This is a genomic window from Psychromonas ossibalaenae ATCC BAA-1528 (assembly GCF_000381745.1).
GTDB lineage: Bacteria > Pseudomonadota > Gammaproteobacteria > Enterobacterales > Psychromonadaceae > Psychromonas > Psychromonas ossibalaenae.
Map to the genome: position 1 here is coordinate 90832 of NZ_KB906975.1, position 26047 is coordinate 116878.

The following is a 26047-nucleotide window of genomic DNA, read 5'->3' on the forward strand; positions in this document are numbered from 1 at the left end:
ATAAATATCATAGGTACTAAATTACATTTAGGAGTCGTTAATTTTTATAAATTGCAGGGGTTAATGTCATATGGATATGCTGAATCGATTTTCTATTAGTTCAAGGTTAGCTTTAATTGCCGTAATTACTCTGCTGGGGGTGTTATTCGTTGCCGGAGAGTCATTATTACAAATAAATGAAGGTTTATTAGTGGCTAAATCAAAACAGACCCAGAACATGGTAGATGCTGCGCATGGAGTTGTAAGCGGCTATTATGAACAGTTTAAAAGTGGTGAGTTAGAAGAACAAGATGCGCAGACTTTAGCTTTAAATGCAGTTAAAACCATGCGTTATGATAACGGCAACTATTTTTGGGTTAATGACTATTCACCAACTATTATTATGCACCCGGTTAAGCCGCAGCTTGCCGGTAAAGATTTATCGGGTGTTAAAGACAGTAATGGAAAACATTTATATCTGGAATTTGTGAGGGTGGCTAAAGAGAGCGGCGCTGGCCATGTTGATTATTTATGGGAAAAACCAGGATCCAGTGACCCCTTAGAAAAAGTATCCTATGTTAAAGCTTTTAAACCATGGGGGTGGATTATCGGTACCGGCATATATGTCGATGATGTCAGAGCCTCTACCTGGCAGCTTGCTGCAGATTTAGCTGTTTATGTTGTAGTCATTATTGTGTTTTTACTTGCAGGTTTATTTTTTATTGCCAAAAGTATTGTTATACCGATTCGTTCTACAACTTCGGCACTGCAGGATTTATCAAAAGGAGAAGGGGATTTAACGGTACGTCTTCCAGTTAACGGAGAAGATGAAGTTGCTAAACTTTCTTCCTCATTTAATGAGTTTGTAGAAAAAATCCACAACATTATCGTTTCAGTACAAAAATCCTCTGCAGAGGTGGAAGTATCCGCATCTGAACTTTTGTCTAAATCAATGGAATCTGTTGCAAGTACCGAGCAGCAGAATGCTGAAACTGCGCAGATAGCCACCGCTTCGAATGAGATGGTGAGTACGATTAATGAGATAGCGCATAGTGCTTCAACGGCCGCCGGACTGGCACAGGGAGCAAATAGTGAGGCGCTTGAAGGTAAGAAGGTGGTGACCGAGTCTGCTAACTCTGTGGAAAATCTATCAACTGAAATTCAGTCTGCAAGTGCTGTGATTATAGAGCTGGACTCTGAATGTAGCTCTATTGATTCGGTATTGTCGGTTATTAAGGGGATTGCAGAGCAGACTAATTTACTGGCATTAAATGCAGCCATTGAAGCTGCTCGTGCCGGCGAGCAGGGAAGAGGATTTGCGGTCGTTGCAGATGAGGTTAGAACCCTGGCGGGGCGCACTCAGGGGGCAACTCTGGAGATAAATGGAATTATCGAGCAGTTACAAAGTAAAGCGCAGGAGGCGGTAAGTGCGATTGAAACGAGTAGTTCTATTGCAGTTATTGCGGTAGAACAGGCTGCAAAAGCCAGTGATTCCCTTGACTCTATCGCTGGCTCCGTTAATTCCATTTCTGACGCTAATGATCATATTGCCACGGCTGCGGAAGAGCAGTCTGCAGTGACCAGAGAAATCGATGAAAGGGTGGTTGTTATTGCAGATTTAGCAAATGCCACTAATGAAATCGCCTCCGATATTAACAGCAGCAGTGATACGCTGAAAAAATTAGGCCAGAATGTAAGTGAATTAATGGCAACTTTTAAAGTTTAATGTTTGATAATACGCTGGAAAGTTACTTCCAGCGTATTCTCTTTTTTCGTGGCAGGCCTCAATAAACCAATAACGATTTGCAGTTAAGATCCCAAAGTCAAAATAAAAAAATCAGCATAACTTGCCAGATTTTAAAATATGTCTCATTTTATAGTTAGCTCTCGTTTGCTATTTTATTATATAAAGTCTGCAGCTTTATTTTGGAGGTAATGTGTTAACAGCTCATGATGATAGACGTGAATTTCGCCGCATGGCAATTGAAACTAGTGTAAAGATATTAAAAGGAACTTTTGAGCTGCAGGGGGTTTGTAAAGATCTTAGCAGTACTGGTATGTCTATACAATTAACGGATCTCAGTTTAAGAGCTGGTGATGAAATTGAAGTACAGCTTGGCACTGATGATCTTCGTTTTCCTCCTTTAAATGCACAAGCCAAGGTGCTCAGGATCAACGAACAGGGTGATGTTTTTATTGCCGCTATTGAGTTTACTGTCATTAAGTAATTGATTAGCTGCTCCTTTCCAGAATTAATTAACGCAGAAAAAACTCTGTGTTAATTTATTTTATGCCCGCTGATATCTTTGCTGCCGCTGCATATCTGTTATCCATTTTTATCGCGAGGGGCTGTACATTCCAATAATCAGCAGTTTAATCTGACTGCTGTTATTCCGCTTTTCCTCGTTTATTTCTGCAGCGGATCAAATAATATCCTAAACGTGGTTTTCAAATTGTTCAAGATATACCAGAAGATGTCCGCTGCGCATATCAAAAGATGCTTAGCTGGGGACTTACTGAGTACCTTATTGAACAATGAAACGGCACTGAATGAATATTATTTCAAAAAAATACAGGATTAAAGCTCCTCATAGACAAACATAGGCTAAAATCATAAAGGGACAGAAAGCTGACAGGAGGATATTATGCTATTTCATAATAAAGCGGGTCAATCTATGAACCTTGCTGATAATTTAACAATCAAAGAGTTATTAGAGATGGGAGTTGAGCTTACCATTTCAGAAAAAGTTGATCCTATGCATGAATTATGGCTTGCTGATGAGTTAAAAGAAAAACCGGAAGTTGAAGCTAAACATGTCCACTAAAAGAAATCCCTCAGTAGTTACTGGGGGATTTTTTTATACTGTGTGCCCTCACTGAAAACATTGAATATTATTTGTTTAAAGATTACTCTGTTTATCTTGTCATTTTATTATGAAGGATTAATATGAAAATCTATGGTAGTTTCACCTCTCCTTTTGTACGCCACTGTCGCATCGTTTTATTAACCACGAATTTAAAATGTGATTTTGTTGAAATAGATGCACAGCAAAGCGCAGAACTATCGCCGACTAAAAAAGTGCCTCTGTTAATTGACGGCGCGCTTACCTTAACGGATTCAAGTTCAATTCTTAAATATCTCAGAGAAAAAGCCGGTTTTAGTTATCTTGCGGAGATTAAAGATTTTGAGCTGTTTAATATGACTAATACTGTTATGGATGCCAGCGTAAATATTTTCTTCTTAGAAAAGATGGATAATATAGGTTTAAATGACAGCAAATACTTACAACGTCAAAACAACCGTGTTTTGTCAGGTCTTCAGGAATTAAACAATGCTGTCTCAGTCGATAAATTACCGCTTACCGATGGAGAAATCCGCCTTGCTTGTTTTCTTGACTGGGGACTGTATCGTAAACGTATCGATTTATCTGAATTGGGGAATCTTCAGTGCTTACTTGAACTGGCCAGAACAGATGAAGTATTTACACAGACAGCTCCCCCCGCTTAACCTTTAAATCACCAAAACTTAACCCGCAGGATTTATTCAGCTGCTGCGCTCGATATGAAACTCAGGTAAACAGTCTTCACCTTGAAAATGCGTTAACTGAAATTGTTTACCCTTGCTTTTACTATTAATACATACTGCAATGCAATGTTTTTGATCTGGGTAAGTTAAGCAGCTGTACCAGTCTTTTTCATTTTTAATCGGACTATTATTTGAAAACGACAGGCAGATATTATCGTTGAACTTCCCTGTTTCAGCTTCAGTGACCTTAAAGCTGAAAGTGTCTAATCCCTGGCTGATACCAAGCCCGGTTGCTTTAACGAATGCTTCTTTTAATGTCCAGTACTCAAAAAAACGCCTGTGCAGCTGTGCAGACTCAAGGCCTTTTAAACTTTGATATTCTTCAGCTGAGAAATAGCGTTTGGCAATAGCTTCAATACTAACTCTGCGTGACAGATTTTCTACATCGCAGCCGATATCATGCTCCAGGCATACAGAGCAAACCACTAAATCATCGTTGTGACTCAGATTAAAACGCAGAGCAGGCGAGGTATTGTTTAATTCGGGTTTACCATGCTCTGAAATAGTGAATGACAAGTCTTGAGGTTTTATCTCTGCATATTGAGATAAAACGAAACGAACAAAAGCACGTGTGATCAGCGCGTTGTGCTGTGCTTTCGGCGAACGGTAACGGTTTACTTTTTCAATTTCAGATTGAGTCAGTACTCTTTTTAAAGAGTTTAATACTTGCAGATCAGTTATTTTATGAGGTTGAATCCTCCACAAGTGGACATCACTATTTAATAAGGTTTTATTTGCAGAAGGGTTGTTAAAAGGCAAAATGCTTCCAGTGGTTTGTTAAAAGGACGATAGGAATATTAACAGGGAAAGCGGGATCAAAAAAGGGATAGTCAGGCTATCCCTTTTTTACTGCGTAAAAATGATTTATTTTGCAGTATCGTGAACTTTAAATGTATTGATTTTTTTATTTACTTCACGGCGCTCTTTAGAAAGTTCTGCACCTTTGATGATATGATCATCTACGCGGTCTTCGTAGTCAGACTGCATGTTTTTGATAATATTTACGATATCTTCTTGTTTCATGTTAGGCGTAATGTAGTCTACTAGGTTAGCCAGCAGATCAACACGTTTGCGGTTATCACGAACTTTTTGGTCATTATCAAGGATTTCACGTTTTAGTTTATTTTTACGGCGAGTATTTTTCACCAATTCAAGCACGTTACCCATTAAGTACACCTTTTATTTTAATATTCAAAGTATTTTAACATCGATGACGGAGTTGTTACCGTTATGAAATCAATAAAACTCTTCTTTCATTTGCGGACATTATACCTATTGTGGCAGACAACGGCATAGTTATTTTTAAATAATTGTGGATGCAGTTAATTAAAGCTCTTTGATAATTGTTTCAATAACATCTTGAAGTGTTTCAGGTTCCTGTGCGCCTGAAAGTAAATATTGTTTATTAAAGATAAAGGCGGGTACTGCTCGAACTTCATTCTGCAGCCAGAAGTTCTGTTCATCGCGCACGTTTTGTGCAAAACACTGAGACTGTAAAATTTTCTTTGCATCCTCTCTATTCAAACCAATTTGTTCGGCAGCTTCAAGCAGTACATCAATATCGCTAGGATCCTGCTGCCGAGTGAAATAGCCGTCAAATAGTGTCAGTTTGAGTTCTGTCTGCTTATTTTGAATTTTTGCCCAGTATAGTAACTGATGAGCAAGAAAGGTATTAACAATTCGAGAGTCTTTGTGATAACAAAACTCAAAATCTAATGTATTGCCGATTTCAGTAATGTATTGGCAGTTTTTTATATTTTGTTCTTTACTGAAGCCATACTTCTCCTGAAGGTGGTGATTTAAATTCTGCCCTTCAGGAGGCATTTCAGGATTCAGTTCGAAAGGCTGCCAGTATATGTTGAACTGTACTTTTTCGGTCATATTAGACATTGCCTGTTCTAATTTTTTGTAACCAATAATGCACCAGGGGCACATCACGTCCGATATGATATCAATACGAATGAGTGGAAGTTGTGACATATTTTTCTCTTTACATAGTGCAGTAATATCTGTGTAACTCGTATGATTTTAGCATGTAATTACCTAATGCCTGTTTTTCAGCCGTAGTCAGATGAAAAGACCGGCTTAAGGCAGATAATAGTTTGCTCTAACATTAAGCATTCTCCTTATATTTTCAGTGGATGCCGCCAAGTTGATCGGAAGTTTTTTACACAAGAGTGTTTTGTGTATCTGTTTGGTCAAAAATACATCTTGTTAAGATGGTCGGCATCTCTGGTAATCCACTGACTGAGATAGGTAAATCACCAGCCCCATGGCTTCTGCGCTGGCGGACAATTTTACAAATATGTTTATCCAGTCACGCTTTGTAACAATAGAAATCCAATCTGTTGAATTGAGTTCATTTTGTCTATAGTGTGACTGCAATTTTATTGTTTTATTATTTCCGCACAGGGAAACTGTATTTGATGCGGAATTTCGAAGCGAGGGAATATCGGCTTTATAAATAATAGTGACCGAGCATTATAAATCATCTGCATGATCTGTTGCCCTGTCATATAACGGGAGTATAGAAATGAAAATTGAATACAGGGTAAATAAAGTAATTTCAGAAAAGCAGTTTGTTGATTTGTTAGATAATACATCACTTGCAGAACGAAGGCCTATCGGTAATTCTAAGTATATTGCCGGTATGCTGAAGAACTCCAATTTAATCGTTTCTGCCTGGGTGGAAGAGGAACTGATCGGTATTGCACGGGCTATGACTGATTTTTATTACTGCTGTTATATATCAGATCTTGCTGTGCATGAAAAAGCGCAAGATAACGGTGTTGGTAAGGAGCTGCTGCAGTTAACCACACAGCAGGTTAATAAAGACTGTAAACTTATATTATTGTCAGTACCTCAGACGGAAGATTACTACCCTCATATGGGATTTGAAGTACATGACCGTGCCTGGGTTTTATCTTCAGCAAAGCAGCTGAGAAACTAAACAGCTGAGTGCTTTAGCAGCCGACAAGCGACTTCTTCTTATGCATGCCCAGGCAGCCTGGGTATGTTAATCCGTCTGTCTATTTTTCACTTTTACTTTATTGTTATTGTCTCTACTTTGACGAATTAACGTATTGTCGGTTACATGTGCCGCTGATTTTAGCAGTCTGTCGTATAATACAACGTTTACTGTCGCAGCCAGATTCATACAGCCGATTGTAGGAATATAAACTACAGCATCAGCCTGGTTGATCAGCTTTTGACTAATGGTACCGTCTTCCGGACCAAATATGTAAAAAGCGTTATCCGGATGCTCAAATGCAGGTAAGGGGACAGCTCCTTCAACAAGGTCAACACATATGACTTTAATATCATCACTTTTATTGTCGAGCAGATTTTTCACTCCTATTAACGGCACCGAAGAACTGATTTTTTTAGTATCAGTATTGAGTTTTACAGCGCGATCATAACGCTCTCCGGTATACATTACTTTATCAGCTGCATAACAGCCAGCAGCCCGCATTACGGCACCTACATTGGTCGCGCTTTTAGGGTTAAGCAGCCCGAGGTGTACTTTTTTTTCTGACATTGATTACTTCTGTGTTTATTGTTGAGGATGAATATTTCGACAATCTACCCGAAGATGCAGGGTTCAGCAAGTCGGGAGGTTAAACATGTAAGGAAAACCCGGTAGATACTAGGTCTGACTAATAAATGTATAGTGGCTGGTAACGGATATCGGCTCCTGAGCTGCCTGAAAAGACAGATTAAGGAGCCTAGTATAAATGATTAAATAACGAATTGATCCACGTCTTTAATTATCTGAGCACCGATAGCAGATAATTGTTCACTGGTTTTTACGGTTTCGTTGGCCGCTTCATTGGTAACTTCAGTTGCGTCGGAAATATTGGTGACATTACGGGCAATTTCTTCGGTAACATTAGTCTGCTGTTCAGATGCGGTGGCAATCTGAATGTTCATTTCCGAAATACGCGACACAGACTCAGAAATTCGGCTAAGTGACAGGCCTGCTTCACCGGCTTTCTGTACGCTGACATCACTAGTTTCGCGGCTTTTCTTCATGGATTCAACCGCACGCGCAGCACCATTTTGTAAGCTGGCAATCTTGGCATTTATCTCCTCGGTACTGTCTTGTGTTTTACCGGCAAGATTGCGAACTTCATCAGCAACCACAGCAAAACCGCGCCCTTGTTCACCGGCTCTGGCGGCTTCTATCGCAGCGTTTAAAGCGAGCAGATTAGTTTGATCTGCTATACCCTTAATAACGTCTAAGACGGTACTGATATCTGTCACTTCGATTTCCAGTTCGGCAATAACCTGCTCTGCTTCACCAAGGTTATCCGCAAGCCCTTGGATGGAGGAAATTGCTTCATCGACTACCTGGTTAATCACCTGGCCTTCATTGTCTGCATCCTGGGCTGCTTCCGCGGCTCCCTGAGCATTAACGGCAATCTGACCAGCAGCTGCTGACATTTCGGCTACTGCAGTTGCAACCTGCTCTGTCTCCTGTCTCTGCCTGTTCATCTCATACTTACTCTGGCTGGAAATGTCGTTCATTTGTGATGCTATTATTGTCATTTCCTCAGACTGGCTTTTAAATACTTTCATCATGCTGTGTATATTCGCGACAAAGGTATTAAAGTGTTCAGCTAACCTGCCTATTTCATCATTGCTTTTTATATCGAGACGTTTAGTCAGATCGCCGTTACCTTCTGCAATATCACGCATGGCGGCCTGCAGATCATGCAGTGGTTTGGTTAGCTGCATTAATAATAAACTCAGTAAAACAACCGCAATTAAGACAGCCGCATTGGTTAACAATAAAGAAAGATTACGGATATCTTCCATAGAGGAAAAGGCTTGTTCTTTATCAATCTCAACGGCTAGGTACCAGTTTACAGACGGTACCCCTTCAATCGGGAAAAAACCTATCAGGTGTGTACCTGTACTCGTTTCTACTTCAACTAACTGTGATTGAATTTTAATATCGTTATTCGGGTAAAGTTCACGAATGTTTTTATCACCAAGGCTTTTATCTTTATGGACTAATACTTTACCATCACTGTCGATTAGATATACATGGCCGGTCCCGGAAAAATTAACCTGTCCGAGCGTATCTCCAATATAGCCAAGCGATAAATCTCCCGCGGCAACACCGTCAAAACTGCTGTTTATTTTAATCGGAGCGGTGACTGATATCAGCAGCGCACCTGATGTGGCATCGATATAAGGAGCAGTAAAAGAAGCCGAGCCGAGCTGTTTCGTTTTTGTGTACCAAGGACGAACACGGGGGTCATAATCTGCCGGCAGTTTTTCTTCTGGATTATCCATCACCATGGTACCGGCTTCATCGGCAACATAAACATAGATAAAATTGCCTGCATCTTTAATCATAGACAGCTTGGATCGGTCCATGGTCGGGCTGATTTCAGTTGTACCTTTCGCAACTGCTTTAGTTGCCAGCAGCTTATCATTAAGCCAGTTAGCAATATTCGTTGAGGCGTTCTGCGATGTTTCTTCGAGGTTGCTCTGCAGGCTTGTACGCGTGTGTTTCATCACCACAATGTAGTTAACCACAGCCAGTATAATTAATGCAACAGTAAGAATAATACCTGAGGCAAGAATAATCTTGCGGGAAAAACCTAAATTATTCATAAAATCCCTTTATATTCGTAAGTGAAGGTTGTGCGCATAATTTGTGAAAGTTCTTGTTTATTATAGACGTAAAGTTGCTGTTCAGCATTGTAGAGCTGTTTTTATTAATCAACGACTTGAATCTGCCTAACGTCAATTAAGAAATGTCTGTCTGCTTTCGACTGCGACGAATACTCTAAAGCGTCGAGCGACTTGGAAAAAGTGTTCTAATATTTGTTTTATATAATATATTCATATGGTTATATTAAAAGTGCCGCTGTATTAGCGGCTCTTCGTTATAGTTCTGCATTAATGTCACTGCTTATTTAAATAAAAGCTGTAAATCAGCACAATAATTGGCGTGACCGGAGCCGCGGTATTAGAATTTAAAAAACAATCTGCATTTCCAGCTCATTATGGGGTAACTCTCTTCCGGCTGTTTATTACTGTGTAATATCAATTAGGAAAAATGCAATGCGCGATAAAATAAAACGGACACCTGCTCAGTGGATAGAGCTCCTTGCTAAGAAAGAGCTGCCGGCAATCACCTCGATAGCGGGTATGCTTGATAAGTTTTCTAATGATGATACCTCTTCAATTCCAAAATTAAGCAAAGCTATACTACATGACCAGGCGTTATCTTCTTGTGTACTTAAAGTCGTTAATAACTCTCATCGTGTCTCTATGCGAAAAGTTACCACTGTGTCTCGGGCGTCAATTGTACTTGGTATTCAATCAGTCAAAAATATCTGTTTAACGTCAAAAATATTAGACGGGCTGCTGCAGAGTCATAATTTAGGTCCTGAGGTTCATCATCGTTTAACGATGTTGATGGCGAATGCTTTTTATGCGGGATTATTAGCTAAGATGATGGTGCCGGATCATGCCGATGATACAAAAGAAGAAGTTTATTTAGCTGCTATGTTATATCACATAGGAGAAACATCATTCTGGAGCACCGGCAGTGATATAGCTGAACTGTTAATAAAGGAGGTTGATCTGCCGCCTGATAAATTTCAAAAATATTGTGCTGTAGAATGCGGTGTTGACTTTATCGATCTCAGCATCGGCCTGGCTAAAACCTGGAATTTAGGAGAGTTGTTAATAAAATCGTTAGATCAGCCTGAATCTCGAACCATTGAGATGCAGACCATCAGTTTAGCTAATCAGCTTAGTGCCGCCATTGCATCCCCACCAAAAACGAAGGCTGAATTTGATCTGATATTGAAAAAAATTAGTAAGATAATGAAAATTGAGGTGCGCTTTTTAAAAGAAAGAATTGAGCAGACTAGAGAGTTAGCGATTGAATTATTAAGTTCGTACGGCGCTTCCGTGCTGGAAAAACACATTAAAGCACTTCCAAAAGCTTCTCATTTCAGTGAGCAGTCGCTGCAGGTATCTACACATGCCCCTAGTCAGGAAAAAGCGCTGTTAACAGCTGTAGGTGCATTAACTAAGCTGACGAGGGGAGGTAAGAATATCAATGATTTTTTAACATTCACCCTGCGGCACGGCGCACATATTCTCGGGTTTGATCGCTGTTCGTTCTGGATGCTTAGCAGTGACAAACGAAACATTGAATCAAGAACTTCTTATGATAATAACGGCCGTGCAGAAAGTTTCCATTGTTTAATATCATTATGTGACAGTGTGAATATTCTTAGTCATGTTGTGGAAATGGATAGTACTGTACTGGTAAATGATTACCGGGATCCTAAATGGTGTAATTATGTTACTGCTGAAATTGAAAAATTAATCGCCGGGGGGGCTGTCTGTATTGCACCAGTGAAAATCGATAATAAGGTGATTGGTGTGATCAGTGCGCAGATTCTCACTAAACCGAAAAAGATCAATGAAGATAATTACTCGCAGTTCTGCTTTTTGATTGAACATCTTAACATGTGTTTAAGTATTATCTCCCACCAGAAATGATACCATTTCAGTTAATTAAATGGTCTGAAGTTACCAAGGAAAAGTTAATGAGAGCAAGGCGTTTGATCGAGCAGCTGCTGGCCGCTGGAATTGAAAACAACGGAGCTAACGTTAATTTTAACCAGTACGGGTGAGCAGATATTTATGCGGACTGGTATAAGCCAAACAAAGATAAAACCGCTTAATGAAGCGGCTTGATAAACGGGTAGTTATTTGACTTATAAAACTTCGATATCAACCAGAGACTGAGTAAACTCAGGCAGGTCAATTTCTAAATCATTTTCTTCACCGATCCAGTTAATACCGATTACTACACCGTCCTTAACAAGATCATCAATCCAGAACTCTAACCAGTCAGCTAAAGTGATGGCGGCAGGCTGATAGTCTCTCCACTCTTCGGTGCAGTGTACCGCTGCAAGTTCCGCGCTGGACCAAAGCGGCATAACTTCTGTTTCTTCATAGTTAAGAGAGTCAAGTACAACCCAGTCCTCACTTTTTGTATCCTGCAGCGCCCACAGCTGCTGAGTTGGTTTAACTTCTGTTAGAAACGTAAGTAGTGTCTGATTGGTGTCTTTCATGGTATTTCTCATTTTATAAATTATAAGCCTGCAGTATACGGAGATCTGCCTGGATTGACAGCTTAAGAATAAGGCAATAATACAGGCAGTTAAATACATATAACCTGCTGAATAATGACATTAAATTCAGTAATGGTGAAAACATCAAGAGAGTCAGTTACTTATATCAGGTTAAATAAAAACTACAGAGTCTGTGTTAATTTTCAATAAAATCAACCATGTTGAGTCTAATTTTTTGAAATTGTGAACTAATATGGCTTTTTGTAATTAAACCTGCCTTCCTTAAAATACCCTCACCGAATTGGCCTAAGATTGTTTTGTTTATATTAGTTTGTCTATATATTTATTAATTTGAGGTGGTAATGCTTCGCGATAAATACTTTTATATTATTTCATTTCTCTCATCAGCTGCACTGACTGCTGTTATCTGCGGACTTGCTGAACTCCAGATTCTTAATGCTCTGACCCTGCTTCCTATTTTACTGGCGGCAATCATTTTGACTGCTTTGTTACTTATCAGCAAAGTTAACAGTAAAAATCAGATTCGATATCAGTCTCAGCTTGCTGAGCAGGAGCCTCACAATTTAAAAATAGAGCAGGCAGTTGACGATTTTGAACACTTATTTGTTGAAGTGATTCCAGTTATTGAGAAACAGATAAACGTATCGAAAGATTTTGTGGAAAAAGAGATAACAACATTGACGGATACCTTTGTTTTGATGACTGAGCAGATCAGCCAGATTGAAGCAAGCCAGTCCGGGGGAAGAGGCGGTTTGATTGATCAATTGTTAACTGATTCAAAAGCGGTGCTTCTGCAGGTTTTTGAAGAGCTGAATCGTCTGAATAATGCAGAAAAGAGTATGGTTGAAGAGATTCGAACATTGTCGGCTCATACCCTGCAGCTGGATGAAATGGCTAAAGAGGTACGCAGTGTTGCGGATAATATCAACTTATTGTCGTTAAATGCAGCGATTGAGGCGGCTCGTGCAGGCGAGCAGGGGCGGGGGTTTGCAGTGGTAGCTGATGAAGTTAGAAAATTAGCACAAAGCTCTGCGGCAACAGGCGTAAGAATCAGCTCAACGGTAAGCGCAATAAATGATGCCATGAAATCGACCTTAGCGACGGTAGAAGTAACTAGAAATTCAGATGAAAAAAGCATCTGTGATCTGGAAACACATATAGAAGGTGTGTTATCTGAAATAAAAGAGTCGTTAACCTTATTTGAAAAAAGTACCGAAGTATTAACGGAGAATAACAGCAAAGTTCAGGAAGATATCTACCAGGTTATAACCACGCTGCAGTTTCAGGATCGCGTCTGTCAGATGCTTGAACACGCTCAAAGTAATCTCAATGATCTGCTGAAAATTGCAGCCGGACATCATGCTGTTAAGTTACAGGATAAAGCGCAGCAGTCTATTTCGGTAAAAGATATTATGGACAATATGGAACTGCGCTACACCATGCCCGAAGAGCTGCTTAATCATCAGTCCGCAGTACAGCCGGATAAAAAAACGGCTCATGCAGCAGCAGGTGATGATCTTACATTTTTTTAATTCATTAACTAAATAGGCACCAGATATGGCTAAAACAATTATGGTTGTTGATGATTCAGCATCAATTAGACAGGTCGTGAGCCTGACTCTTAAAGGAGCGGGTTTTGAAGTGATTACCGCTAATGACGGTCAAGATGCGCTGGCAAAACTGCAGGCAAATAAAACCAAGATTAACCTCATTATTACCGATGTAAATATGCCGAAAATGGACGGTATTACCCTGGTAAAAGAAGCAAAAAAATTACCTGCATATAAATTTACGCCGATGATGATGTTAACAACGGAAGCCTCCGATTCTAAAAAGCAGCAGGGAAGGGGAGCGGGCGCGAAAGCATGGTTAGTTAAACCATTTCAGCCTCCGATGCTATTAACAGCCGTTTCAAAACTCGTCTTACCTTAAACGTTACTGCTGCTGGAGTCTGCTGATGGCGATTGAAATTACAAATACCAATGACTTAGAAACGCTGATAAATATTAATGATGAAATGACAATTTATACCGTACTTGAGCAGAAAAACTGTCTGTTAACACATCTGCAGGCCGGGCATACACTAAATATTGATTTGTCGGCTGTCTCTGAAATTGACAGTGCAGGTATACAGTTATTAATTTTTATGAAAAAAACGGCTGATAAATTAGACAGTGACTTCAACCTGCTGCATCACAGCCAGTCTGTTTTCGAGGTGATTGAACTGTTTAATTTAACTGATTTTTTTGCCGATCCTATTGTGCTGCCAGCTGAGTGGAAATAGTCATGAATGATTTAGATGCTGCATTAATTACCTTTACCCAGGAAGCGCAGGAGCTGCTGGATGAAATGGAAAGTTCACTGCTTGTGTTAGAAGACACGCCGGATGATGCTGAAGTGATTAATTGTGTATTCAGGGCGATGCATACCATTAAAGGGTCGTCGGGATTATTTGGTTTTAATCATATTGTTAGCTTTACCCATCAGGCTGAAACGGTTTTAGATCAGGTTCGTGATGGAAGCCGGCAGATTGATGCACAGTTAATCTCGGTATTATTAGACTGCCGTGATCATACTGCCCGGCTGCTTGCATACAGTCTGGAGTATCCGGACCAGCCTCTGGAAGAGGAGCTGCAGAGAAACGGTGAGCTGTTAAGCGAGTGTCTTACTCCTACACAGTCATCTGCAGTAAAGGGACAGGCAAGGACTGAAAATATTGAGTTAGAAAATACTTCGGAAGAAAAGAACAGCGCTGATTTGAACGGTAACTGGCTGATCACGCTTCTGTTTAAAAAAGATGCCTTCAGAATGGGGGTTGATCCTCTGTCGTTTATTCGTTACTTGAAAACATTGGGAGAGATCAGAGCACTTTTACTTTTTGATAAAGCGGTTCCAGAAGGGGATGAGTTCGATCCGGAGAGCTGTTATCTACATTATAAAATAGCTTTTTCAAGTGAAGCAGATAAACAGCAGATTGAAGATGTTTTTGAGTTTGCTGCAGATGACTGTGAAATTAAAATCTTAGCCCCATCGGCAAAATCAGTTGAGTACTTAGCGTTATTGGAAGATCTGCCTGAGGATGAAATAGCTCGTTTAGGTGAAATGTTAGTTAAAGTAGGGGTGTTAACCGTCAATGATGTTGCCAGGGCTCTGCATACTCAAGGTAGTTCTCAAGAAGAGTGCAGACCGCTCGGCGAAATACTGGTTGAGCAGAATGTTATTCAGCCGAAAATTATTGAGCAGGCGATAAAAAAACAGCAGCAGGTAAAACAAAAAGTTTCTTCTGAATCCAACTATATCCGTGTTGATTCAACAAAATTAGGACACTTAATTAATTTAGTCGGCGAGCTGGTTATTTCCGGAGCCGCCATGGATTTAATGATTGAAAAAAGCGGACTGGATGAAGCTGAGGAGGTCTCGGCTACCATGTCGTCTCTGGTGAGTAACATTAGGGATACCGCATTAGAATTGCGAATGGTACCGATTGGTGAAACATTTTCCCGTTTTAGACGTGTCGTTCGTGATGTCAGTAAAGAGCTGGGTAAAAATATTGATCTTGAAATAACCGGCGGTGAAACCGAGCTTGATAAAACGGTTGTTGAGAAGATCAACGATCCGCTTACCCATCTTATCCGTAATTCATTAGACCACGGCATTGAATCACCAGAGCAGCGTTTAGCCGCTGGAAAGTCAGAGCAGGGTTCTATTCACCTTAATGCATTTCATGATTCCGGGCATATTGTTATTCAAATTGTTGATGACGGTGCCGGCCTTAATAAAGATAAAATATTAGAAAAAGCGGTTGCTAAAGGCATAGTTACTGAAGAAGCAAATCTTTCCGATCAGGAAATTTACAATCTGATCTTTGCCGCCGGTTTAAGTACCAAAAAACAGGCTAGCGATCTTTCCGGACGTGGTGTCGGCATGGATGTGGTACGCAGAAATATTGAAGGTTTACGCGGCAGTGTCAATATTGACAGTATTGAGCATCAGGGGACAAAAATAACTATACAGCTGCCTTTAACGCTGGCAATTATTGATGGTTTTATGGTTGGTGCTGATGGTGAGCGTTACATCATTCCTCTGAGCATGGTTGAGGAATGTGTCGAAATGAATGAAAAAGAGTGGCAGCTTGATGCCGTGCAGAATTACGTCAATCTGCGCGGCAGTGCAATGCCCTATTTAAAACTTTCAGAGTATTTTAACCCGGGTAAACAGTTTGGCAAAAGATCACGACAAAGTCTGGTCGTTGTACGAGTTGGTAAAGAACGCGCCGGTTTTGTGGTAGATGAATTACACGGTGAGCAGCAGACGGTAATTAAACCGCTAGGACAAATTTTCGAGAATATAGAGGGGTTAAGCGGGGCCACCGTCTTAGGTGATGGAAATGTTGCGCTGATCCTTAATGTAAAAAGCTTAATTAATAAGGTAACGGTAGTTTAGCGTAAATATAACTGAATAATTTTTTATATAATTGGAAGGTAAGCCATGAACTTAAAAAATGTATCAATGAAGGTGAAATTAGTTGGATTAATGCTGTTGATCAGTTTAATTCCGCTGGTGATTATCGCGTATTTTTCATCAGGAAGTGCATCAGATGCATTATTTAAAGAGTCTTTTAAGCAGCTCAACGCAATGCGCACGGTAAAGCATACCCAACTGGAAGGTTTTTTTGATGAACGTGAATCAGACCTAGGAGTGTTGATGGAAACAACATCTGCGCTGCTTGATTCACAGGTATCAAAACTGCTGGCATTGCAGGATTTAAAAATATCCAGCATGGAAAACTTATTTAAAGCGACTGAAGCGAATATTAATATCGCTAAGGATGATCCGTATTTATCAGAAGGTTTTTATGCCATTAATAATGTCTTTGAATTCGGTATTGGATCAGAACAGTGGCTGCAGCAGGTTGAGCAGTACGATCCTCGTTTTAAAGATATTGTTAATGATACCGGCTGGCATGATCTGTTTTTAATCAATCCGCAGGGCAATATTATATACAGTACGGCTAAAGAGTCGGATCTGGGATTGAACCTTTTTAATGATCCGCTGCTGAAGAACAGTTCATTAGCTGGCGCGTTTGCGAAGGCTGTTAAGGGCGGGCAGGAAGAGTTGGCGATTGGTGATTTTAAACCCTATGAACCTTCTAACGGCGATCAGGCTGCATTTGTGGTCGGCAGACTGCAGTTTGCAGAAGGTTATATTGCAATGCAGTTGTCCCCGGATCCGATTAATACAATTGTACAGCCGCGTATCGGTATGGGAGAAACCTCTGAGAGTTACTTAGTTGGACAAGTCGATAATGTCAGCAGCTACCGAAGCGATCGTGTTATCAAGTCGGGAAAAATAGGTGGAAAAAAATCCAGTGAACTTATAAAACAGGCACTAGCTGGTCAATCTAAAACAGAAATTATGGTTGGTAGTACCGGCACTGTTGAACTGGTGGCGGCCAGTCCGCTAAATATCAATGGACTTGACTGGGTATCGGTCACTTCCGGCAGCCTGGAAGAAGTATTAGCAGTTAAGGCTAAAGGGGATTCACAGGATTATTTTGAAAAGTATGTAGAAAAATACGGCTATTATGATTTGTTCTTAATTCACCCTGGCGGACAGGTATTTTACAGTGTCACTAAAGAAAGTGATTATCAGACCAATATGGTCAATGGTAAATTCCGTGATTCAGGTCTGGGTAAGTTAGTACGCCAGGTTTTACAAACAGGGCAGTACGGCATTACAGATTTTGCCCCTTATGCGCCGAGTAATGATCAGCCGGCTGCTTTTATAGCGCAGCCGTATATGAAGGACGGAAAAGTTGAACTGATTGTGGCACTGCAGCTTTCCTTAGGTTCAATCAACGCAATAATGAATCAGCGCGATGGAATGGGGGAAACAGGAGAGACTTATCTGGTAGGGCAGGATAAATTAATGCGCTCCGATTCATTTCTTGATCCCTCGGGACATTCTGTAGCCGCTTCTTTTGCAGGTAATGTCAAAAATAACGGTGTAGATACTGAAGCCGTTAAAGATGCGCTAAACGGTAACAGCGGCTCTAAAATCATTGAGGATTATAATGGTAATTCAGTATTGTCTTCCTATTCTCCAATAGAGGTGGGCGGTACAACCTGGGCAGTTATTGCTGAGATTGATAAGGCGGAAATAATGCTTCCGGTGGAAATTCTGATTAAAAATATTTCAATAATTTCAGCTGTATTCTGCATCTTAATTATTATTGTTGCTTACTTTTTTGCCCTTAGTATTACCAGGCCGGTTATTAAAGGTGTTGTATTTGCACAGGAATTATCAAAAGGTAATCTGATTGCTCACCTTGAAGTTGATCAGAAGGATGAAATTGGTCAGTTAAGTAACGCATTGATTGTAATGCGCGATCAAATAAAAGGTGTGATTGAAACCGTGCGCAGCGGCGCTGATAATTTAGCAAGCGCCTCGCAGGAGGTCAGTGCAACGGCTCAGACTATCAGTCAGGGAGCGGTCGAACAGTCAAGCAGTGTTGAAGCAACCAGTACATCGGTAGAGCAGCTCAATTCGTCTGTGCAGCAGAATGCGGAAAATGCCAGTGTCACCGAAAAAATGGCTACCAGCTCTGCAGGTGATGCACAGCAGGGGGCTACTGCGGTAACAGATACCGTTACCGCGATGAAGCATATTGCTAAGAAAATCCGCCTAATTGAAGATATTTCTTATAAAACCAATTTATTATCGTTAAATGCCGCTATTGAAGCCGCTTCTGCCGGAGAGCACGGCAAAGGGTTTGCCGTTGTTGCCGCTGAAGTAAGAAAACTTGCTGAAAGCAGCCGTGTTACTGCGGAGGAGATTAGTGAGCTGGCAGGTGACAGTGTTGATATTGCAGAAAAAGCGGGTGTGTTAATCACTGAGGTAGTGCCAAATATAGTTAAAACATCTGATTTAGTGCAGGAAATAAGTGCATCTTCAGGTGAGCAGGCAAGCGGTATTGCGCAGATTAGTGATGCGATGAGTCAGCTTGATAAAGCGACGCAGCAAAATGCGGCCGCTTCCGAAGAGCTCGCCGCCACCTCGGAAGAATTAAGCGGTCAGGCGGAGCAGCTGCAGCAGTCTGTTGCATATTTTAAACTGACTGAAGGCGGCAGTATAACAGCGGATCCCGCACAGGACTCTATTCACCTGAAGCGGCCAATGGTTGCGGTACGCCCGGAACATGTAACCCGCCCGGCTAGTTTAAATGAATCACATATTAATGAGCAGGACTTTGAAAAGTTTTAACTGTCTTGCTGCAGTGCGGCTAATCAAGCGCACTGCAGAAATTTAAAGTAGGAGCTGACATGAATGATTTAAGCATTAATAAAGATCAGGTTCGCAGTCACGAAACTGCAGCTGTAGAGCAGCAGGGGCAGTATTTGACATTTTTAGTTGCTGATGAAGCACTTGGTATTGCGATTAACGATGTAAAAGAGATTATTGAAATAACCAGTATTACCCGTGTGCCTATGACTCCCGACTATATTCGCGGAGTGATTAACTTACGCGGTAATGTCGTGCCTGTTGTGGATCTGTCTGCGCGTTTAGGTCATCAAGTCAGCGAGCTGAGTAAACGCAGCTGTATCGTTTTAGTGGAAGTAAGCTGCAATGATGAGAAGCAGAGTCTCGGCATGCTGGTGGATCAGGTAAAAGAGATATTAGATATCCCTGAAGATCATATTCAGCCTGCTCCAACCTTTGGTACGAATATTCGCGTTGAATTTATTCAAGCTATGGGACGTGTTGAGGATGAGTTTATTATCCTGCTGGAGATCAGCAGGGTTTTATCTGTTTCAGAACTAGCTGAATTAAGTTTAATGACAGCTGCAGAGCCTGCTCCTGTTTTAGCATAAACAGCACTGTTGAATATTCATAAACAGCTGTATTTAGGGGAATGCTATTTCTATTCAGATCACAACTCCCGAGTTTGAATTGTTCCGTCATTTTATTCATCAACATGCGGGCATTGATTTATCTCCTGCTAAAAAGGTGATGGTCGGCGGACGATTACAAAAAAGAGTGAACCATTATCAGCTTGCCAGTTACGAGCAGTACTACCATATAGCAACCCACCCGGATAACGGTCAGGAATTACAGTTATTAGTCGATATATTAACCACTAATGAAACTTATTTTTTCCGTGAGCCAAAACATTTCAGCTATTTCGAAAAAGAAATATTAGCAAAATGGAAAACCGGCCATTTCAAGGTCTGGAGCGCTGCCAGTTCTAGTGGTGAAGAGGCCTATTCACTGGCGATGCTGCTGGCGGAAAAATCAGGAACAAAAACCTGGGATATATTAGGCACGGATTTAAACCGTGATGTTTTAACAAAAGCATCTCGGGGGATTTACGGTATGGATCGAGTCGAACTGCTGGATCCCTATTTAATGAATAAATACTGTCTGAAAGGTGTTCGTTCACAGCAGGGCTTATTCTGCATCGCTGATAAGTTAAAACAAAAGGTCAGTTTTCACCGTTTGAATTTAACGCAGAGTCTTCCCGGTAAAATCTCTATGTTTGATGTTATTTTTCTGCGTAATGTACTTATCTATTTCAACAATGAAACCAAAAAAAAGGTTGTTGAACAGCTTATTTCAAAGTTGAAACCCGGAGGGTATTTTTTTATCAGTCATTCAGAAACCCTATCCCGGGTAACCGATAAACTGGTGATGGTAAAACCTTCCATCTATAGAAAAAAATGAATATTCAACCCTATAAAAAGACTAAGCGAATCATTATTGACCCTGGAGAATATTATGTGAGTTCAAACCAGGAAGTTATTTCTACCTTATTAGGTTCCTGCGTAGCCGCTTGTTTATATGATCCTGTAAAGGGGATAACGGGCATGAATCATTTTTTACTTGCCGAACGCCGTCATCATACTCCATATCATATGTTTAATTCAGAAGCAGGGCGTTACGGCGTTCATGCGATGGAGTTGTTAATTCATTCTATGGTACTTAGGGGGGCCAAAAAGAGTCATTTAAAAGCCAAGTGTTTTGGCGGCGGTGATGTGTTGAGCATTACTGAATCGGCGTGGGGAAACAGAGGGATTGGTGATGTTAATATCGATTTTATTCATGAATATTTAAAATCAGAAAAAATTCCCCTGATCAGCTCTTCTTTAGGCGGAAAGCATGGTCGAAATATTCATTTTATGGGCCATGATTTTTCTGTATTTATGAAAAAAATTAATTCCGGCATCGAGTTTCAAGTACAGCAGGAAGAAAAAAAATACTGGGAAAAAGTATTACAAAGCATGAAATGAAATCTGTTAAAGAGAGAACTGGCTATGATAAAGATCTTTATTATTGATGATTCAGCCGTAGTACGGCAGGTATTAACACAGGTACTCAACAGTATTGGCGGGTTTAAAGTGATCGGCTCGGCATCGGATCCTGTTTTCGCTCTGAAAAAACTGCCGGCAGACTGGCCGGATGTGATCGTGCTGGATATTGAGATGCCGAGAATGGATGGTATTACTTTTTTAAAAAAACTGATGCAGGAAAGACCAACTCCCGTGGTGATCTGCTCTACGTTAACCACTAAGGGCGCCGCGGTTGTCATGGAGGCGATGAGTGCTGGAGCGGTCGATATTATTACCAAACCCACGGTAAACTTAAAAGATTTTTTACAGGAATCCAGAATTTTAATGAGTAATGCTATTCAGGGCGCTGCTCAGGCTAGTGTTAAATCTATCAGCACTGAAGATCTGCTGCCTATTGTGCTGAAAACACCACTCAGAGCCATGGCTGAAACGACAGACAGGCTCGTTGCACTTGGTGCTTCAACGGGCGGTACACAGGCTATAGAATATATTTTAACGCGCTTACCTAAAACGTCACCCGGTATGGTCATTGTTCAGCATATGCCGGAAGCCTTTACTGCTTCATTTGCGCAGCGTTTAGACAGTATCTGTCAGGTAAGTATTAAAGAAGCTAAAAATAATGATCGTGTTATTCCCGGTTTAGTTTTGATTGCGCCGGGTGGAAAGCATCTTTTGTTAAGGCGCAGTGGAGCACAGTACCGCGTTGAAGTTAAAGACGGCCCTCTGGTTACACGTCACAGGCCTTCGGTGAATGTGCTGTTCCGTTCAGTGGCGACAGCTGCCGGTAGTAATGCTGTCGGCATTATAATGACAGGAATGGGTGATGACGGTGCTAAAGGAATGAAAGAGCTGCATGAAGCGGGTGGTAAAACGATTGCTCAGGATGAACAGTCAAGTGTGGTTTATGGTATGCCTAAAGAGGCGGTAAAACTAGGCGGAGTCGATAAACAGATACCGCTAAGCGAAATTCCTGAGTTTATTATGTCCTGCTGATTTATTTTCACTACCAATTTAACCAATTATTCAGTTGATTCTAAATTGTGCAGTTTCTTTAAAACAGGAGCTGCCGTGTATTTCAAGCTTTCCATACCGCTATTTCAGCAGTTTATGATGGAACTGCGAAGCCTGTCTTTAAGTTCAAAACTTGCGCAAAGAACAATCTTTGTCTATTTGGTTAAAGGGGCCTGAGAAACAGATCATTCCACATTACAGGCAGCTAACTTTGTGCTTGTGAACCATAAAAACTTGTTATCTGATATCAGCTGATATCTTTACTTAAAGAATAAAGGAGATGTCAGATGCCCGTTTTTCTCTGTACCTGGTTGTTTTTATTGTTTGTTTCGAAACTGCATGGTGCTGATAGTCAGTTTAATATGCGTCATGGAGTCACAGATATCAGCGAGAACGTTTATCAGCTGCATATGACTATTTTTCTTATCTGCTGTGTGATTGCCCTGCTGGTTTTTGGAGTTATGTTCTGGGCGATATGGCATCATCGCCAGTCTAAAGGGGTCAAACCAGCCCTGTTTCATGAAAGTACAAAAATTGAAATTTTATGGACAGCAGTTCCATTTGTTATTTTAATTGCCATGGCAGTTCCTGCGACGAAAACCCTGATTGCCATGGAAGATACAAGCAAAGCCGATCTAACCGTAAAAATAACCGCTTCTCAATGGAAGTGGCATTATCAGTACTTGAGTTACGATAAAAAAGCTTTAGATATTAGTTTTTATTCAATCTTATCAACTCCTCAAGAACAAATTAATAATCAGGAAGATAAGCAACCGACTTATCTGCTTGAAGTTGACAAACCTCTGGTTATTCCCAGTAATAAAAAAGTTCGATTTTTAATGACCTCTGATGATGTGATTCATTCATGGTGGGTTCCTGATTTTGCGGTTAAAAAAGATGCGGTACCGGGGTTTATTAATGAGGCCTGGACTAAGGTGAATGACGAAGGCGTTTATCGCGGCCAGTGTGCTGAATTGTGCGGCAAGAATCATGGTTTTATGCCGATCGTAGTTGACGTTAGAAGTCCGGAACAGTTTAGCCGCTGGTTAGTTGAGCAGAAGGCATTAAAACAAAACCTTGCTCAGCAGGAGCGTGCACTGCAGGATTCTGTGCTGGCTAAAGCGGAGTTAATGGCTTTAGGAAAAGATGTCTACAGCGCAAACTGTTCCGTTTGCCATCAGCCGACCGGCTTGGGTTTAGCGGGGGGGGGTCCTGCGATAAAAGGAAGTCCTATTGCAGTCGGTGATGTTGGTAGACATATCGATATTGTTTTAAACGGTAAAGCCGGTACTGCGATGCAGTCCTTTAGTAAACAGCTGTCCGCGAAACAGTTAGCCGCCGTCATTACCTATGAGCGTAATGCCTGGGGAAATAATAGCGGCGATCTTGTGCAGCCGTCGCAAATTATTGAGGTGAACAAAACGCCGCAAGAGGTGATTAAAGAGACTGGGGTAGATAAAACCGTTACGCCTAAAGTGGTGGCGGAAACGATTGAGATAAATGAGGTAAATGCAGTTGAAGAAAAACCGCACAAAGAGCCTGAACCATTAGCTCTATTAACTAGAGAGCAGCTGATGGTATTAGGTAAAAAGGTTTATCAGACTAACTGTGCTGTTTGCCATCAGTCCGGCGGCGAGGGCATGCCGGGGGCTTTTCCTGCATTAAAAGGCAGCCTGATAGCCACAGGTCCAGTTGATACACATATCAGTATTGTTTTAAACGGTACACAAGCTACCGCCATGATGCCTTTTAAGGCCATGTTGTCGCTTGAGCAGCTGGCCGCTGTTATCACTTATGAACGTAACGCCTGGGGTAATGAAACCGGGGATCTCGTACAGCCGCTTTATATCGATAACTTTATCAAGGGAGAGAAGTAATGACTGATTCCGTTGACAATAATCAGGAGCCCGGCGAGCCAAAATCTGCTGATAAAAGTTATGCTGCTGGTGTAAAACGCTGGTTATATACCACCAACCATAAAGATATCGGGACGCTGTATTTAGGCTTTTCATTACTGATGCTGTTAATCGGCGGTTCGATGGCGATGGTTATTCGTGCTGAGCTGTTTCAGCCCGGTCTGCAGTTGATTGAACCGAATTTCTTTAATCAGATGACGACGGTACACGGCCTGATAATGGTGTTCGGTGCAGTCATGCCGGCATTTGTCGGGCTGGCTAACTGGATGATTCCGCTGATGATCGGTGCACCGGATATGGCGCTGCCGAGAATGAATAACTGGAGTTTCTGGATACTGCCTTTTGCTTTCACTATGCTCCTGTCGTCATTGTTTATGCCGGGTGGTGGTCCGAATTTCGGATGGACTTTTTATGCTCCATTATCAACAACCTACAGCAATAATAATACCGCTTTATTTGTCTTTTCTGTGCATATTATGGGGATCAGCTCAATCATGGGGGCGATTAATGTGATTGTGACTATTATCAATTTACGTGCTCCGGGCATGACCTGGATGAAGATGCCGATGTTTGTCTGGACCTGGTTTATTACTGCATTTTTGTTAATTGCGGTGATGCCTGTTTTAGCCGGTACCGTGACTATGGTATTAACGGATAAATATTTCGGAACCAGCTTTTTTAACGCGGCCGGCGGCGGTGATCCGGTGATGTTCCAGCATATATTCTGGTTCTTCGGCCATCCTGAAGTTTATATTATGATCCTGCCGGCATTCGGTATTATTTCAACGATCATTCCCGCTTTTTCCCGTAAAAAACTGTTCGGTTATCATTCAATGGTGTATGCCACTGCTTCGATCGCACTATTATCTTTTATTGTCTGGGCACACCATATGTTTACCACTGGTATGCCGTTAGCTGCCGAATTATTTTTTATGTACAGCACTATGCTTATCTCCGTGCCGACAGGGGTTAAAGTGTTTAACTGGGTTGCAACCATGTGGCGTGGTTCGATCAGTTTTGAAGTACCGATGTTATTTGCTGTTGCTTTTATCGTGCTGTTTACCATCGGCGGTTTTTCCGGCCTGATGCTGGCGATTACACCTGCCGATTTTCAATACCACGATACCTATTTTGTGGTGGCGCATTTTCATTATGTTCTGGTTACCGGTGCGTTATTTTCAATTATGGCCGGCGTTTATTTCTGGCTGCCGAAATGGACGGGTTTTATGTTTGATATTCGTCTGGCGAAGACCCATTTCTGGTTATCATTAGTCAGCGTAAATGTATTATTTTTTCCTATGCACTTTGTCGGACTGGCGGGCATGCCGCGGCGTATCCCGGATTATGCGCTGCAGTTTGCCGATTTTAACGCGATTATCAGTCTTGGTGGTTTTGCTTTTGGATTATCGCAGCTGCTGTTTGTCTGGGCCGTGATTAAATGCTTTAAAGGCGGAGATACTGTGCCGGACAAAGTCTGGGATGGTGCTGAAGGACTGGAGTGGCAGGTTGCTTCACCTGCGCCTTATCATACATTTTCTACTCCGCCGGAGGTTAAATGAAAACTCATAACAAATTAGTTAAAAGACTGCTGCTGGCCAGTGTACTGATGTTTGCTTTTGCATTTGCTTTAGTGCCTTTATATGACGTTTTTTGTGAAGTAACCGGGTTAAACGGTAAACCATCGCTGCAGCCGGCAGAGGTTAGTGCTGAAGTTGTCAGTGAGCGTTTGATTGATGTTTCGTTTCTGACTCATATTCAAGGTGAAGCTCCGTTTACTGTTGAGGCAGAGCCGACAGTCATTACGGTAAAACCCGGTGAGATGAATCATGTGACTTTTACCGCTAAGAATGTAAGCGGACAGAATAGAGCGATGCAGGCGGTTCCTTCTGTCAGTCCTGGGCTGGCGGCCCAGCACCTGCATAAAGTGGAGTGTTTCTGTTTTAACCAGCAGGCCATTCTGGCCGGGGAGCAGGCTGAGTTAACTCTTTTATTTTATCTCGACAATGAACTGCCGGCGGAGATTGAGGAATTAACTTTGTCTTATGCAGTATTTGATATCAGCGGCAGTTAAAA

The 26047-nt window shown here is 41.3% G+C and carries 24 protein-coding genes; 18 read left to right on the plus strand and 6 right to left on the minus strand.

Features of this window, described 5'->3' with window-relative positions:
* The first annotated feature begins 70 nt into the window (after nt 1-70).
* The 4 genes from G327_RS0106515 (at nt 71) to G327_RS0106530 (ending at nt 3487) form a co-directional block, all read left to right on the plus strand.
* A complete protein-coding gene (locus tag G327_RS0106515) occupies nt 71-1705 on the plus strand; it encodes a methyl-accepting chemotaxis protein (protein ID WP_019613955.1) in 1635 nt (544 codons plus the stop codon).
* 211 nt (nt 1706-1916) lie between these two features.
* Nucleotides 1917-2207 (plus strand): PilZ domain-containing protein, encoded by a 291-nt coding sequence (locus G327_RS0106520; protein WP_019613956.1) that lies wholly within the window; start codon nt 1917-1919, stop codon nt 2205-2207.
* A gap of 417 nt (nt 2208-2624) precedes the next feature.
* Complete coding sequence (locus G327_RS0106525; protein WP_019613957.1) at nt 2625-2804, plus strand: hypothetical protein; 180 nt, start codon at nt 2625-2627, stop codon at nt 2802-2804.
* A gap of 122 nt (nt 2805-2926) precedes the next feature.
* Nucleotides 2927-3487 carry a glutathione S-transferase N-terminal domain-containing protein gene (locus tag G327_RS0106530; protein ID WP_019613958.1) on the plus strand — a complete coding sequence of 187 codons (561 nt, stop codon included), beginning with the start codon at nt 2927-2929 and terminating at the stop codon, nt 3485-3487.
* A 36-nt stretch (nt 3488-3523) separates the two neighbouring features.
* Here G327_RS0106530 and G327_RS0106535 read toward each other — a convergent pair whose 3' ends face one another.
* From G327_RS0106535 to G327_RS0106545, 3 genes are all read right to left on the minus strand, one after another.
* Entirely contained in the window at nt 3524-4324 is an 801-nt protein-coding gene (locus tag G327_RS0106535; protein WP_019613959.1) for a 4'-phosphopantetheinyl transferase family protein, read from the minus strand.
* A 105-nt stretch (nt 4325-4429) separates the two neighbouring features.
* Entirely contained in the window at nt 4430-4732 is a 303-nt protein-coding gene (locus tag G327_RS0106540) for a DUF496 family protein (RefSeq protein WP_019613960.1), read from the minus strand.
* A 159-nt stretch (nt 4733-4891) separates the two neighbouring features.
* On the minus strand, nt 4892-5545 hold the full coding sequence (locus G327_RS0106545; protein ID WP_019613961.1) for a DsbA family oxidoreductase: 654 nt from the start codon (nt 5543-5545) through the stop codon (nt 4892-4894).
* Nucleotides 5546-6098: 553 nt separating this feature from the next.
* Between G327_RS0106545 and G327_RS0106550 the strand changes: the two genes are divergently transcribed.
* Nucleotides 6099-6515 carry a GNAT family N-acetyltransferase gene (locus G327_RS0106550; protein WP_019613962.1) on the plus strand — a complete coding sequence of 139 codons (417 nt, stop codon included), beginning with the start codon at nt 6099-6101 and terminating at the stop codon, nt 6513-6515.
* Between the two features lie 66 nt (nt 6516-6581).
* On the opposite strand, the gene G327_RS0106555 is transcribed toward G327_RS0106550, so the two are convergent.
* Both G327_RS0106555 and G327_RS0106560 read right to left on the minus strand, forming a co-directional pair.
* The gene (locus G327_RS0106555) at nt 6582-7103 is read right to left on the minus strand and encodes an RNA methyltransferase (RefSeq protein ID WP_019613963.1); all 522 of its coding nucleotides are present in this window, start codon (nt 7101-7103) and stop codon (nt 6582-6584) included.
* A 200-nt stretch (nt 7104-7303) separates the two neighbouring features.
* The gene (locus G327_RS0106560; RefSeq protein ID WP_019613964.1) at nt 7304-9190 is read right to left on the minus strand and encodes a methyl-accepting chemotaxis protein; all 1887 of its coding nucleotides are present in this window, start codon (nt 9188-9190) and stop codon (nt 7304-7306) included.
* 453 nt (nt 9191-9643) lie between these two features.
* Between G327_RS0106560 and G327_RS0106565 the strand changes: the two genes are divergently transcribed.
* Nucleotides 9644-11101, plus strand: a complete 1458-nt coding sequence (locus G327_RS0106565) for an HDOD domain-containing protein (RefSeq protein ID WP_019613965.1) — start codon at nt 9644-9646, stop codon at nt 11099-11101.
* 218 nt (nt 11102-11319) lie between these two features.
* On the opposite strand, the gene G327_RS0106575 is transcribed toward G327_RS0106565, so the two are convergent.
* Nucleotides 11320-11679, minus strand: coding sequence for a DUF2750 domain-containing protein (locus G327_RS0106575; RefSeq protein WP_026339222.1), 360 nt, complete (start codon nt 11677-11679; stop codon nt 11320-11322).
* A 362-nt stretch (nt 11680-12041) separates the two neighbouring features.
* Here G327_RS0106575 and G327_RS24105 point away from each other — a divergent pair, with 362 nt between their 5' ends.
* From G327_RS24105 to G327_RS0106635, 12 genes are all read left to right on the plus strand, one after another.
* Nucleotides 12042-13232 carry a methyl-accepting chemotaxis protein gene (locus tag G327_RS24105; protein ID WP_019613967.1) on the plus strand — a complete coding sequence of 397 codons (1191 nt, stop codon included), beginning with the start codon at nt 12042-12044 and terminating at the stop codon, nt 13230-13232.
* A gap of 25 nt (nt 13233-13257) precedes the next feature.
* Nucleotides 13258-13632 carry a response regulator gene (locus tag G327_RS0106585; RefSeq protein ID WP_019613968.1) on the plus strand — a complete coding sequence of 125 codons (375 nt, stop codon included), beginning with the start codon at nt 13258-13260 and terminating at the stop codon, nt 13630-13632.
* A 25-nt stretch (nt 13633-13657) separates the two neighbouring features.
* The gene (locus G327_RS0106590; protein WP_019613969.1) at nt 13658-13984 is read left to right on the plus strand and encodes an STAS domain-containing protein; all 327 of its coding nucleotides are present in this window, start codon (nt 13658-13660) and stop codon (nt 13982-13984) included.
* Between the two features lie 2 nt (nt 13985-13986).
* Nucleotides 13987-16143, plus strand: a complete 2157-nt coding sequence (locus tag G327_RS0106595) for a chemotaxis protein CheA (RefSeq protein ID WP_019613970.1) — start codon at nt 13987-13989, stop codon at nt 16141-16143.
* A gap of 45 nt (nt 16144-16188) precedes the next feature.
* Nucleotides 16189-18963, plus strand: coding sequence for a methyl-accepting chemotaxis protein (locus tag G327_RS26425; RefSeq protein WP_019613971.1), 2775 nt, complete (start codon nt 16189-16191; stop codon nt 18961-18963).
* Nucleotides 18964-19022: 59 nt separating this feature from the next.
* Nucleotides 19023-19571, plus strand: a complete 549-nt coding sequence (locus G327_RS0106605) for a chemotaxis protein CheW (RefSeq protein ID WP_019613972.1) — start codon at nt 19023-19025, stop codon at nt 19569-19571.
* Between the two features lie 79 nt (nt 19572-19650).
* Nucleotides 19651-20421: a CheR family methyltransferase gene (locus G327_RS0106610; RefSeq protein ID WP_211217211.1), complete on the plus strand. Its 771-nt coding sequence runs from the start codon at nt 19651-19653 to the stop codon at nt 20419-20421.
* Nucleotides 20422-20477: 56 nt separating this feature from the next.
* Nucleotides 20478-20987: a chemotaxis protein CheD gene (locus tag G327_RS0106615; protein WP_211217212.1), complete on the plus strand. Its 510-nt coding sequence runs from the start codon at nt 20478-20480 to the stop codon at nt 20985-20987.
* Nucleotides 20988-21011: 24 nt separating this feature from the next.
* Complete coding sequence (locus tag G327_RS0106620) at nt 21012-22040, plus strand: protein-glutamate methylesterase/protein-glutamine glutaminase (RefSeq protein WP_019613975.1); 1029 nt, start codon at nt 21012-21014, stop codon at nt 22038-22040.
* Nucleotides 22041-22345: 305 nt separating this feature from the next.
* Entirely contained in the window at nt 22346-23935 is a 1590-nt protein-coding gene (coxB, locus tag G327_RS0106625) for a cytochrome c oxidase subunit II (protein ID WP_019613976.1), read from the plus strand.
* Entirely contained in the window at nt 23935-25533 is a 1599-nt protein-coding gene (gene ctaD / locus G327_RS0106630) for a cytochrome c oxidase subunit I (protein ID WP_019613977.1), read from the plus strand. Before coxB ends, ctaD begins: the two co-directional genes overlap by 1 nt.
* Nucleotides 25530-26045, plus strand: a complete 516-nt coding sequence (locus tag G327_RS0106635) for a cytochrome c oxidase assembly protein (protein WP_019613978.1) — start codon at nt 25530-25532, stop codon at nt 26043-26045. The genes ctaD and G327_RS0106635 overlap by 4 nt, the downstream gene beginning before the upstream one ends.
* Nucleotides 26046-26047 lie beyond the last annotated feature (2 nt).

Bases quoted from the DNA above. Each gene is read 5' to 3' on its own strand.
- G327_RS0106515 (WP_019613955.1), top strand. From the start codon at position 71: ATGGATATGCTGAATCGATTTTCTATTAGTTCAAGGTTAGCTTTAATT.
- G327_RS0106525 (WP_019613957.1), top strand. From the start codon at position 2,625: ATGCTATTTCATAATAAAGCGGGTCAATCTATGAACCTTGCTGATAAT.
- G327_RS0106530 (WP_019613958.1), top strand. From the start codon at position 2,927: ATGAAAATCTATGGTAGTTTCACCTCTCCTTTTGTACGCCACTGTCGC.
- G327_RS0106540 (WP_019613960.1), bottom strand. From the start codon at position 4,732: ATGGGTAACGTGCTTGAATTGGTGAAAAATACTCGCCGTAAAAATAAA.
- G327_RS0106545 (WP_019613961.1), bottom strand. From the start codon at position 5,545: ATGTCACAACTTCCACTCATTCGTATTGATATCATATCGGACGTGATG.
- G327_RS0106550 (WP_019613962.1), top strand. From the start codon at position 6,099: ATGAAAATTGAATACAGGGTAAATAAAGTAATTTCAGAAAAGCAGTTT.
- G327_RS0106555 (WP_019613963.1), bottom strand. From the start codon at position 7,103: ATGTCAGAAAAAAAAGTACACCTCGGGCTGCTTAACCCTAAAAGCGCG.
- G327_RS0106560 (WP_019613964.1), bottom strand. From the start codon at position 9,190: ATGAATAATTTAGGTTTTTCCCGCAAGATTATTCTTGCCTCAGGTATT.
- G327_RS0106565 (WP_019613965.1), top strand. From the start codon at position 9,644: ATGCGCGATAAAATAAAACGGACACCTGCTCAGTGGATAGAGCTCCTT.
- G327_RS0106575 (WP_026339222.1), bottom strand. From the start codon at position 11,679: ATGAAAGACACCAATCAGACACTACTTACGTTTCTAACAGAAGTTAAA.
- G327_RS24105 (WP_019613967.1), top strand. From the start codon at position 12,042: ATGCTTCGCGATAAATACTTTTATATTATTTCATTTCTCTCATCAGCT.
- G327_RS0106585 (WP_019613968.1), top strand. From the start codon at position 13,258: ATGGCTAAAACAATTATGGTTGTTGATGATTCAGCATCAATTAGACAG.
- G327_RS0106590 (WP_019613969.1), top strand. From the start codon at position 13,658: ATGGCGATTGAAATTACAAATACCAATGACTTAGAAACGCTGATAAAT.
- G327_RS0106595 (WP_019613970.1), top strand. From the start codon at position 13,987: ATGAATGATTTAGATGCTGCATTAATTACCTTTACCCAGGAAGCGCAG.
- G327_RS26425 (WP_019613971.1), top strand. From the start codon at position 16,189: ATGAACTTAAAAAATGTATCAATGAAGGTGAAATTAGTTGGATTAATG.
- G327_RS0106605 (WP_019613972.1), top strand. From the start codon at position 19,023: ATGAATGATTTAAGCATTAATAAAGATCAGGTTCGCAGTCACGAAACT.
- G327_RS0106620 (WP_019613975.1), top strand. From the start codon at position 21,012: ATGATAAAGATCTTTATTATTGATGATTCAGCCGTAGTACGGCAGGTA.
- coxB (WP_019613976.1), top strand. From the start codon at position 22,346: ATGCCCGTTTTTCTCTGTACCTGGTTGTTTTTATTGTTTGTTTCGAAA.
- ctaD (WP_019613977.1), top strand. From the start codon at position 23,935: ATGACTGATTCCGTTGACAATAATCAGGAGCCCGGCGAGCCAAAATCT.
- G327_RS0106635 (WP_019613978.1), top strand. From the start codon at position 25,530: ATGAAAACTCATAACAAATTAGTTAAAAGACTGCTGCTGGCCAGTGTA.